The sequence below is a fragment of the Microvirga brassicacearum genome, assembly GCF_008757455.1.
Classification (GTDB): Bacteria; Pseudomonadota; Alphaproteobacteria; order Rhizobiales; family Beijerinckiaceae; genus Microvirga; species Microvirga brassicacearum.
This window is the reverse complement of the sequence record NZ_VCMV01000003.1, coordinates 99795-109748: the sequence shown is the minus strand read 5'-3', so window position 1 is coordinate 109748 and position 9954 is coordinate 99795. Positions and strand designations below refer to the sequence as shown.

The following is a 9954-nucleotide window of genomic DNA, read 5'->3' as shown; positions in this document are numbered from 1 at the left end:
GATCCATGGGCAAGGTCACGGGCTTTCTCGAATACGACAGGCAGGAGCAGAAATATCAGCTCGCCGGCGAACGCATTCGCCACTTCCGCGAATTCACGCTGCCGCTGGACGAAGGCGATCTGAAGAAGCAGGCCGCACGCTGCATGGATTGCGGCATTCCGTTCTGCCACGGGCCCACAGGCTGCCCGGTGCATAACGAGATCCCGGACTGGAACGATCTCGTGTTCCAGAACGACTGGGAGGAAGCCGCGCGCAACCTGCATTCCACCAACAACTTCCCCGAATTCACCGGCCGCATCTGCCCGGCGCCGTGCGAGGAAGCCTGCACGCTCAACCTCGAGAACCAGCCCGTCGCCATCAAGACCATCGAGCAGGCCATCGCCGACAAGGCTTGGGAGATGGGTTGGGTCAAACCGGAGGTTCCATCGGTCACGACCGGCAAGCGCATCGCGATCATCGGATCGGGACCAGCGGGACTTGCCGCCGCCCAGCAACTCGGCCGCGCAGGTCATGAGGTTCACGTGTTCGAGCGCGAGGCGAAGCCCGGCGGATTGCTGCGCTACGGCATTCCCGACTTCAAGATGGAAAAGCACCATATCGACCGTCGGGTAAAGCAGATGGAAGCCGAGGGCGTCGTGTTCCATTGCGGCGTCAATGTGGGCGTGACGAAAACTTTCGCGTCGCTGCACAACGAGTTCGATTGCGTGCTGTTTGCAGCCGGCGCCGAGGATCCGCGCGATCCGAAACTGCCGGGGCAGGATTTCGCCGGCGTGCATTTCGCGATGCCGTTCCTGACGCAATCCAACAAGCGCGTGAACGGCGAGAGCGTCGACGGCGAGCCGGTCGTCGCGTCGGGCAAGCATGTGGTGGTGATCGGCGGCGGCGATACGGCGTCGGATTGCGTCGGAACATCGTTCCGCCAAGGTGCCCTCTCGGTTACCCAGCTCGACATCCGCCCGCGGCCGCCGGAGCGCGAGGACAAGCTCACCGTCTGGCCGTACTGGCCGACCAAGATGCGAACCTCGTCAAGTCAGGCGGAGGGCGCCGACCGGGAGTTTCAGGCCGCGACATTGAGCATCGAAGGAAAGAACGGCCGCGTTACCGGCGTGAAATGCGCGCGCGTGGACGAGAAGCGCCAGCCGATCGCCGGCAGCGAGTTCATCCTGAAGGCCGATCTCGTGTTCCTCGCCATTGGTTTTGCGGGCACCGCCAAGACAGATCTTCTGGCGGAATCGGCAATCGAACTCGATCGGCGCGGAAACGTACTCGCCAACGACGTGGATTACAGGACGTCAGGCGAGAAGGTCTTTGCCGCCGGCGACATGCGGCGCGGCCAATCGCTGGTGGTCTGGGCCATTCGCGAGGGACGGCAGGCGGCGCATTCCATCGACAAATTCCTGATGGGATCAAGCGACCTGCCGCGCTAGCAGCAATCTGGCACTCGCCAGATTCTAGAAAGAGCCTACGAGGGCGGCCAGCGGAAATCGTCGGCTCGCCCCGGACGTGAGGCGGGTGCGATGCCGTTCCGGAGCGCGCGGCGGAGCGAATAGGCGTGGTCGCCATTCAATTTCGGCGCCCCGGTCACGAGCGTCCCGCCCGGGGCTACCACGGGCTGATTGAGCGGCAACACCGGCCCGATCAAGGGCTTCGTTGGCAGCGACACCGGTGCCACGTCGTCCGGAAGCGCGGGAAGCGCTGCCTCGAGTGAATCGGGCGCTGTTCCCGCATCGGCTGGCGGTGCGGACCCGATGGCGGCGGGTTGCCCCGATTCGATCAGCCGCTTGATCTCGGTGTCGGCGAAATGGGCGATCTTGCGGGAGCCGGCTTTGGTGAAAAACGCGCCGTCATTGGTACGGAGCTTGGCGGGCTGGCCGTCGACATCGGGGCCGGTCATCGCATAGCGGTTTTCCTCGTCCACGAAACCCGGCCAGACGTCCACATAGGTGCCGCCATTGCGCTGCACGCTTTCGCGATAGATCTCGTTCATGGCGAGGAAGTCTTCGGATGTCTTGGCGTTTCGGGCTGGCGGAAGGCCGATCCAGACGACCGGCAGGCCTCGCTCATTGAACGCGCGCATCGCGGCATCCACGCGTCCACGATAGATTTCGCGCCATTTATCCGTCAACGGCTCGTAGCTTGCGGCATCCTGCTTCAGAGACTGCCGATCCTGCGTGCCGAGCATGATGACTGCGACATTGGTTTTCTTGCCGGGTCCGAGCGCCTCATCGATCGCCTTGGTCCAGTCCGCTCCGTCCATCTCAACGAGTCCGCCATCCGCCTTGGCCTTGCGGATGACGGCCACATCCTCGGAATCGGAGAAGAGTTCGCCAAGGCCCTGTCCGGCGAACTCCGCCAGAGCATCGCCGAAAACGATGACTTGAGTGGTCGGGTCGGCCTTGGGTTTTTCCTGCCGCACTACGGTGGAACGCGGCGCCGGCGCACGGCGGGGGCGAACGACAGGCGGGGTCATCGGCGGCGGCGCTTCCTGGACGCCGAACAAGCGCCGCAGGCTGAAACCAGGTGCCGGCTGCACCAGTTTGCCGGGATAGTAGCCGGGCGGATAGGCGTTGCGGGGCGGCGGCCGTCTTTGCTGCGGATAGGGGGCATTCGGAGCGTAGCCGTAATATTGCGCATAAGCCGAGGGCCCGCTGCCGACAATCAGCGGCAAACCCGTCAGCAGCACGCGCAGAAGCGACCTTGGACGCATGGGTGGTTCCGTTCCTTCCGAGCCCGCACCCGTTATAGCGCCCCAACGGGGCTCCGTCAGCGGGCCGTGCGCAATTCACGCAACGCGGCAACATCCGCGTAGCCGTCGGGAATCAAGCCGCGCCGCATCTGGAAGTTCCGGAGGGCATCACGGGTTTTCGAGCCGAGTTTGCCATCGGCATCGCCGGTATAGAGCCCAAGCCCCGCGAGGCGCTTCTGCAGCTCTTCGCGCTCGTCCTTGTCCAGCATCGGCTCGTGCTTCGGCCAGGCGCCGGCAATCGCCGGGCCGCCCACGAGACGGTCGCCCAGATGGGCCACGCCCATGGCGTAGGCGTCCGAGGAGTTGTAGCTCTTGATCACGTCGAAATTGTCGGTGACGAGGAAGGCCGGCCCGCGTGCGCCGCCGGGCAGAAACAGCGTCGCCTCGCCGGCGCGCGGCATTCCCTTGCCGTCCACGCGGCTGAACCCGAGCGACGCCCACTGGCTAAAGCCACGGCGCAGGTGCCGGTAGTCGAAGCCTGGCGGCAGCTTGACCTCGAACCCCCACGGAAGGCCCGGCTTCCAGCCATTCTGGCGCAGATAATTTGCCGTGGAGGCCAACGCGTCGGGAACCGAGGCCCAGATATCGCGCACCCCGTCCCGGTTGCCGTCGACGGCAAATTTCATGAAGCTCGAGGGCATGAACTGGGTCTGCCCCATGGCGCCCGCCCAGGAGCCCAGCATCTTGTCCCGGTCGATATGATCGGCCTCGAGGATCTGCAGCGCCGTGAGCAGTTCCTCTTTGAAGAACTCCCCGCGATACCCCGTGTAAGCCAGTGTGGAGAGCGCGCGCACCACATAGATCGACCCGGTGAAACTGCCGAAATTGGTCTCCATGCCCCAAACGCCGAGGACGACCTCCTTCGGGACTCCATAGGTCCGCTCGACCGCGGCGAGCGTGTGTGACCATTCGCCAACCATCTTGCGGCCGCGATCGAGGCGCTGAGCTGAAATCGCGCCGTTGATGTAGTCCCAGATGGGGCGCACGAATTCCGACTGCTTGCGGGTGAGCGCGATGATCTTCGCATCGGGTTCGACGCCCCGGAAGGCGTCGTCGAAGGTGGCGCGCGAGACCCCCCGCGCCTTAGCGGCCGGCCAGAGGTTCTGCACGAAGGCGCGGAAGTCGGCTTGTTGGCCGTCCTGCGCCTGTGACGGGGTCGCCGCCAAGCCGATGACGAGACTCACACAGACAATGCCGATCCCGCCGAACCGGCGAGCCCATCGAATCAGCGCGTTCATGAACGTGGCTCCCCCTCAAGCAGGCTTCTCCGTCCCGCCATACCGACATTAAGGGGGTTAACAATCGGTTGAAAGAGGCCGCCTATGCGGCTTTACGCTCCGTCAGAAGCCTCTCCCAACGGAGAGCCTGAGACACGATTTTCTCAAGATCGTCGTATCGCGGCGTCCATCCGAGCGCCCGCAGACGGTCGACCTTGGCGACAAGACGCGCAGGATCTCCGCTCCGCCGTTGGCCAGGCCTGATCTCGAAATCGACGCCCGACACCTTCTTCACCACCTCGGCCACCTCGAGCACCGAGGCACCGTGGCCGTAGCCGCAATTCATGATCGCGCTGTCGCCGCCTTTGCGCAGGTGCTCCAGCACCACCAGATGAGCACGCGCCACATCCGTGACCTGGACATAGTCGCGGATGCAGGTTCCGTCGGGGGTCTCGTAATCCGTGCCGAACACGTCGAGATGTGGCCGGAGACCGAGCGCCACCTGTGCGGCCACCTTGATGATGTGGGTCGCTTGCGGGGAGGATTGCCCGGCCCGGCCCTTCGGATCGGCGCCCGCCACGTTGAAGTAGCGCAGCACGCCGTAGCGCAGGCCGTAGGCGTGGTGAGCGTCCTCCAGCATCCACTCCGTGGTGACCTTGGTGCGGCCGTAAGGGTTGATGGGTGCGACCGGAAGATCCTCGGAGAGGACATCATCGTTCACATTGCCGTAGACTGTCGCGGTTGAGGAAAAGACGAAATTCGGAACGCCTCCGGCAATCGCCGCCTCGATGAGCGCGCGCGACTTGACGGTATTGTTGAGGTAATAAGCCAAGGGGTCGGCGACCGATTCCGGCACGATCGCCTTGGCGGCACAATGCAGGATACTGTCGATCTTATGGCGGGAGATCAGCTGGTGCAGAAGCTTGGAATCTCCCACATCTCCGGTGACCAGGATCGCGTTCTCCTGAGGAACAGCCCACGAGAAGCCAGTCGACAGGTCGTCGAGCACGACGACCGTCTCGCCCGCATCCACAAGCTCCAGGACCATGTGGCTGCCGATATATCCAGCGCCCCCGGTGACCAAAACAGCCATTCGGCGTCTCCTTGCTTTTGCGATCTTGTAGCAGCGCTTTAACCAGAATGCTTCAGGTACGCTTCAGGTTCGCCCCCTCAAGAATGGGGGGACTCCGATGAAACAAGGCGGGTGGGCCGGCGTTGTCTGGTGATCGAAACTTGACAGTTTGCCCGCATCGCCTTGTTTTCTCCTCCGTTCACTGCTCACCATGGTCCGATAATGAAGCGTATCCGCAAAGCCGTCCTCCCCGTTGCCGGTCTCGGCACCCGTTTCCTGCCCGCCACGAAGGCGGTGCCCAAGGAGATGATGTGCGTGGTGGATCGCCCCGTCGTGCAGCACGTAGTGGACGAGGCGCGCGCGGCCGGCATCGAGCAGTTCATTTTCGTGACAGGCCGCAACAAGGCGGTGATCGAGGACCATTTCGACATTGCCTACGAGCTGAACCGGACATTGGCCGAGCGCGGAAAGACCAAGGAGTTGGAGGCGCTCGCGAAGGACCAGCCGAAAGCGGGCGAGACCAGTTTCACCCGTCAGCAGGAGCCTCTCGGGCTGGGGCATGCCGTGTGGTGCGCGCGGGAACTGGTGGGCGACGAGCCCTTCGCGGTCATTCTGCCCGACATGCTGAGCCGAGGCTCGATGGAGCAGATGATCGCGGCTTATGACAAGCATGGCGGCAACATCATCGCCGTCGAGGAAGTGCCGGCCGACCAGACCCACCAATACGGCATCGTGTCGGTCGGGCAGGAATTCGGCCAGACGTTTGAAATCACCGGCATGGTGGAAAAGCCGCCGCAGGGCACCGCACCCTCGAATTACATCATTTCCGGCCGCTACATCCTGCAGCCCCAGGTGTTCGACCTGCTGTCCAACCAAGAGCGCGGCGCCGGAAACGAGATCCAGCTGACGGATTCGATGATCCGGCTCATGAAGGATCAGGCTTTCTTCGGCATGAAGTATGAGGGGCGGACCTACGATACGGGGTCCAAGATCGGCTTCCTGATGGCGAACGTGGCCTATGCCCTCGAGCGCGAAGAGCTCGGCCCCGCATTCCGCAAGGAGCTCGAGGACTTCCTGCGCCAGAAATAGGCGCTCGGCCAAAAGGGTTCCGCCGAGCGGTCGCTCCGTGCTAGAGGGGCCGCCATGGCAAACGCAAAAACGGTCTCCCCTCCCTCCGAACAGGCTGTCTCCTCGGCCCTGCGTACGCTCGGGACCGAGCGCGACGGCCTGATTGCGCTCATGGATGCCATCGGGAACGGCCTCGGTCCGATCTTCACGGCGGCGGTCGAGACCATCGCCGGGTCGTCCGGGCGGGTCATTGTCAGCGGCATGGGCAAATCCGGCCATGTGGCCCGCAAGATCGCCGCGACCTTGGCGTCCACCGGCACGCCCTCGCATTACGTGCACCCGGCCGAGGCAAGCCACGGCGATCTCGGCATGATCCAGCAGGACGACGTGATCATCGCTCTGTCGTGGTCCGGCGAAACGAGCGAGTTGGCGGACCTGATCGGCTATTCCAAACGCTTCCGCGTACCGCTGATTGCGCTGACATCGAACGCTGAATCGACCCTCGGACGTGCCGCCGATCTCTGTCTCGCGCTACCCAAGGCCGACGAGGCCTGCCCCAACGGCCTTGCTCCCACCACCTCGACCACCATGCAGCTCGCCCTTGGCGATGCGCTGGCGATCGCGCTTCTGGAAAAACGGGGCTTCACCGCCGAACATTTCCGCGTCTTCCACCCGGGCGGCAAGCTGGGGGCGCGACTCAAGCTCGTGCGCGACGTGATGCACAAGAACGAACGCCTGCCGATCGTTTCGCTCGATGCGTTGATGAGCGAAGCGATCGAGGAAATCGGCCGCAAGGGCTTCGGCTCGGTGATCGTCGTTCATCCGGACGGCGTGCTCGCGGGGATCGTCACCGACGGCGATCTGCGCCGCAATCTGAGGCCCGATCTCGGCTCGCTCAGCGTCGCATCCATCATGACCCGCAAACCGCGCACCATCGCGCCCGATGATCTGCTGGCGACAGCGCTCGAAATTCAGGAAACGTCGAAGATCACGGCCTTGATCGTGGTCGAGAACGAGCGGCCCGTCGGCCTCGTTCACTACCTCGATCTGCTGCGCGTCGGCGCCGCATAAGACGTCGAGCTACGCGTCATCCACCACCAAAGTCGTGCCTTCGATCCGCACGACGCGGACTTGCGCACCGACTGGTCTTTCCGGTCCGGTCACCCGCCACGAACTGTCATCCACGCGAATACGCCCGGCTCCGTCGACGATGCCGGTTTCGAGCGTGAATACGCGTCCCACGAGCGACTCGCCGCGATGATTGAGAGACGCCGCTTCCGTGTCGTGCTGCGCGCTTGGCCGCGCAAGGGTGCGGCCGAAACCGACCGCCGCCACCGCCAACACCGCGAAAATCAGCGCCGCAAGCTGCCATGACAGGTCGAATGCCGCGTCGAGCACACCCGTCGCGATCGCCGCAAGGCCGAGCCAGATAAAGAACACGCCGGGCGCGAGAAGCTCGATGCCGATGAGTACGATCCCGACGATGATCCACGCCCACGGGCCGAGACTGACGATGGCGTTCGCGATCATGAGCGCGCCTGCCCGCCGACGGCTGGCACGGTGCGAGCCGGACGGGAGCTGGCGCCGCCTTCGCCGAAGACGGCTCTCGTCAATTCGGCGATGCCGCCGAGCGTGCCCGCCAGACCGGCGGCCTCGATCGGCACGATCACCACCTTCTGGTTCGGCGCCGTCGCCATGGCGCGCAAAGCTTCGATGTATTTCTCGGCGACGATGAAGTTCGCGGCCGACAGATCGCCGCGCGTGATCGCATCGCTGACCATGGTGGTCGCCTTCGCTTCAGCTTCCGCCTGTCGCTCGCGCGCCTCCGCATCGCGGAAGGCTGCTTCCTTCCGGCCTTCGGCGGAGAGGATTTGCGCCTGCTTGTCGCCCTCAGCGCGCAGGATCTCGGCCTGCCGCAAACCCTCGGCTTCGAGCACGGCAGCGCGCTTCTCCCGTTCGGCCTTCATCTGGCGCGCCATGGCACCGGCAAGATCGGCTGGCGGCAGGATATCCTTGATCTCGACGCGGGTGACCTTGGCGCCCCACGGCGAGGCCGCAGCATCGAGGACGCGCAGGAGCTTCTCGTTGATCTCGTCGCGGTGAGACAGCAACTGGTCGAGATCCATGGAGCCGACCACCGTGCGGATATTGGTCATTGTGAGGACCAGAAGCGCCTGATTGAGGTTGGAGACCTCATAGGACGCGCGCGCCGCATCGAGGATCTGGTAGAAGGCCGCGGCATCGATGGTGACGCCCGCATTGTCTCGCGTGAAGGCCTCCTGGCTCGGAACATCGAGCACCTGCTCCATGACATTCACGCGCTTGCCGATCTTCTCCACGTAAGGAACGATGAGGCCGAGACCGGGGCCGAGCGTACGGGAATAACGCCCGAAGCGTTCAACCGTGTAGGCATAACCTTGGGGCACCGTGCGCACGCCCATGGCGATCGTCAGCACGATCAGGATGACGAACGCCACGACGAAGATATCGAAACCCATCAGAAACGGCATGAGGCCTCCTGGCAACCGCTCGTTGCGCGAGCCTCAAAGCAATATCCGAAAGCGCTGGATCCGCCTAGATCGCCACGGCTTGGAGCATCATGCGCTAGAGTCGGATTCAGAATCTGATCCGGCTCTATCGCCTTGTTGGGCGCATGATCTTTCGGCGAACCGGAATCCACTTCGCCGGATCAGGCTCTAGATCCAGCCCTGAAGCTCGCGTTCCGCAACGTGCCGGATCACACGCATGCCCTCCTCGCTGTCGTTGAGGCAGGGAAGATACGCGAATTGCTCACCACCGTGATGCATGAAGATCTCGCGATTTTCCACGTCGAGTTCTTCCAGGGTTTCGAGGCAATCCGCGGTGAACCCGGGCGCGACGATCGCCATGCGCTTGACGCCGCTTTCGGCCAGCGCCTGCACGGTCTTGTCGGTGTAGGGCTGCAGCCATTCGGCTTTCCCGAAGCGGGATTGAAAGCTCATGCGGAATCGATCGGCCGGCCAGCCAAACGCTTCCCGCATCAACCGCCATGTCTTGACGCATTGGCAATGATAGGGATCGCCCTTCAACAGATATTCCTTCGGCACCCCGTGAAACGACACGAGCACCACTTCGGGCTCGAACGGTAGTTTCGCGAGATCGCGCTTCATGGACGTGACAAGGGCATCGATATAGACCGGGTCGTCATGATAAGGCGGCGACACGCGGATCGATGGTTGCCAGCGCATGTCCATCAAGGCTCGGAACGCATGATCGCAAACGGTCGCCGAGGTGGCGGCGGCGTATTGCGGATAAAGCGGCACGAGCAGGATGCGATCGCAGCCCTCGTCCATCAGCGCCTGGATGCGCTCGCGCATCGCCGGTTTGCCGTACCGCATCGCCCAGTCGACCGACACCTTGTCGCCTGCCACAGCTTGGAGGTGACCGGCGAGATCTTCGGCCTGCGCGCGGGTGATGGTCTTGAGCGGCCCCTCGTTGCGCTCGTTGTTCCAGATCGACGCGTAATCACGGCCCTTGGGACCCGGGCGCTTGGTCAAAATGATCAGATTGAGGATCGGCCACCACAGCAGGCGCGAGGTTTCGATGACGCGCTTGTCGGATAGAAACTCCTTCAGGTAGCGCCGCATGGACCAGTAATCGGTCCCCTCGGGCGTTCCGAGATTGACCAGCAGCACGCCGACCCGGCCCGCCTTGACGGTCGGGTGATCCACCGGGCAGACACCCTGGCGCATGCCGCTCAACTTGACACTTTCATTCATCGACGGGGCCCCTCGGCAGCGAACCTGCGAGTGGTCGCGCGCTTTGATGTCGCTTTAAATAAGGGATCCGGGCTCGAGAGCAACGCGATGGCG

9 protein-coding genes are annotated in these 9954 nt (G+C 63.7%); 3 read left to right on the top strand and 6 right to left on the bottom strand.

Annotated elements, in window-relative coordinates; genetic code table 11:
- Positions 1 to 5: 5 nt before the first annotated feature.
- On the top strand, positions 6 to 1427 hold the full coding sequence (locus FEZ63_RS02080) for a glutamate synthase subunit beta (protein ID WP_150941980.1): 1422 nt from the start codon (positions 6 to 8) through the stop codon (positions 1425 to 1427).
- A gap of 35 nt (positions 1428 to 1462) precedes the next feature.
- On the opposite strand, the gene FEZ63_RS02075 is transcribed toward FEZ63_RS02080, so the two are convergent.
- The 3 genes from FEZ63_RS02075 to galE all read right to left on the bottom strand — a co-directional run bounded on the left by FEZ63_RS02075 (position 1463) and on the right by galE (position 5056).
- The gene (locus tag FEZ63_RS02075; protein ID WP_150941979.1) at positions 1463 to 2707 is read right to left on the bottom strand and encodes an SGNH/GDSL hydrolase family protein; all 1245 of its coding nucleotides are present in this window, start codon (positions 2705 to 2707) and stop codon (positions 1463 to 1465) included.
- Positions 2708 to 2763: 56 nt separating this feature from the next.
- On the bottom strand, positions 2764 to 3984 hold the full coding sequence (locus tag FEZ63_RS02070) for a lytic murein transglycosylase (RefSeq protein ID WP_150941978.1): 1221 nt from the start codon (positions 3982 to 3984) through the stop codon (positions 2764 to 2766).
- Positions 3985 to 4066: 82 nt separating this feature from the next.
- The gene (gene galE, locus FEZ63_RS02065) at positions 4067 to 5056 is read right to left on the bottom strand and encodes a UDP-glucose 4-epimerase GalE (protein WP_150941977.1); all 990 of its coding nucleotides are present in this window, start codon (positions 5054 to 5056) and stop codon (positions 4067 to 4069) included.
- Positions 5057 to 5257: 201 nt separating this feature from the next.
- Between galE and FEZ63_RS02060 the strand changes: the two genes are divergently transcribed.
- Together FEZ63_RS02060 and FEZ63_RS02055 are read left to right on the top strand one after the other, a co-directional pair.
- Positions 5258 to 6124: a UTP--glucose-1-phosphate uridylyltransferase gene (locus tag FEZ63_RS02060; RefSeq protein WP_150941976.1), complete on the top strand. Its 867-nt coding sequence runs from the start codon at positions 5258 to 5260 to the stop codon at positions 6122 to 6124.
- Positions 6125 to 6178: 54 nt separating this feature from the next.
- On the top strand, positions 6179 to 7174 hold the full coding sequence (locus tag FEZ63_RS02055) for a KpsF/GutQ family sugar-phosphate isomerase (protein ID WP_150941975.1): 996 nt from the start codon (positions 6179 to 6181) through the stop codon (positions 7172 to 7174).
- A 9-nt stretch (positions 7175 to 7183) separates the two neighbouring features.
- Here the strand turns inward: FEZ63_RS02055 and FEZ63_RS02050 are convergent, their stop codons facing one another.
- The 3 genes from FEZ63_RS02050 to hemH all read right to left on the bottom strand — a co-directional run bounded on the left by FEZ63_RS02050 (position 7184) and on the right by hemH (position 9861).
- The gene (locus FEZ63_RS02050; protein ID WP_201274066.1) at positions 7184 to 7633 is read right to left on the bottom strand and encodes an NfeD family protein; all 450 of its coding nucleotides are present in this window, start codon (positions 7631 to 7633) and stop codon (positions 7184 to 7186) included.
- Positions 7630 to 8613, bottom strand: coding sequence for an SPFH domain-containing protein (locus tag FEZ63_RS02045; protein ID WP_201274065.1), 984 nt, complete (start codon positions 8611 to 8613; stop codon positions 7630 to 7632). Before FEZ63_RS02045 ends, FEZ63_RS02050 begins: the two co-directional genes overlap by 4 nt.
- 186 nt (positions 8614 to 8799) lie before the next feature.
- Complete coding sequence (hemH, locus tag FEZ63_RS02040) at positions 8800 to 9861, bottom strand: ferrochelatase (RefSeq protein WP_150941974.1); 1062 nt, start codon at positions 9859 to 9861, stop codon at positions 8800 to 8802.
- Positions 9862 to 9954 lie beyond the last annotated feature (93 nt).

Excerpts from the sequence above, each read along its gene's own strand:
- FEZ63_RS02070 (WP_150941978.1), bottom strand. The coding sequence starts at position 3,984 with ATGAACGCGCTGATTCGATGGGCTCGCCGGTTCGGCGGGATCGGCATT.
- FEZ63_RS02045 (WP_201274065.1), bottom strand. The coding sequence starts at position 8,613 with ATGCCGTTTCTGATGGGTTTCGATATCTTCGTCGTGGCGTTCGTCATC.
- FEZ63_RS02060 (WP_150941976.1), top strand. The coding sequence starts at position 5,258 with ATGAAGCGTATCCGCAAAGCCGTCCTCCCCGTTGCCGGTCTCGGCACC.
- FEZ63_RS02080 (WP_150941980.1), top strand. The coding sequence starts at position 6 with ATGGGCAAGGTCACGGGCTTTCTCGAATACGACAGGCAGGAGCAGAAA.
- FEZ63_RS02055 (WP_150941975.1), top strand. The coding sequence starts at position 6,179 with ATGGCAAACGCAAAAACGGTCTCCCCTCCCTCCGAACAGGCTGTCTCC.
- hemH (WP_150941974.1), bottom strand. The coding sequence starts at position 9,861 with ATGAATGAAAGTGTCAAGTTGAGCGGCATGCGCCAGGGTGTCTGCCCG.
- galE (WP_150941977.1), bottom strand. The coding sequence starts at position 5,056 with ATGGCTGTTTTGGTCACCGGGGGCGCTGGATATATCGGCAGCCACATG.
- FEZ63_RS02050 (WP_201274066.1), bottom strand. The coding sequence starts at position 7,633 with ATGATCGCGAACGCCATCGTCAGTCTCGGCCCGTGGGCGTGGATCATC.
- FEZ63_RS02075 (WP_150941979.1), bottom strand. The coding sequence starts at position 2,707 with ATGCGTCCAAGGTCGCTTCTGCGCGTGCTGCTGACGGGTTTGCCGCTG.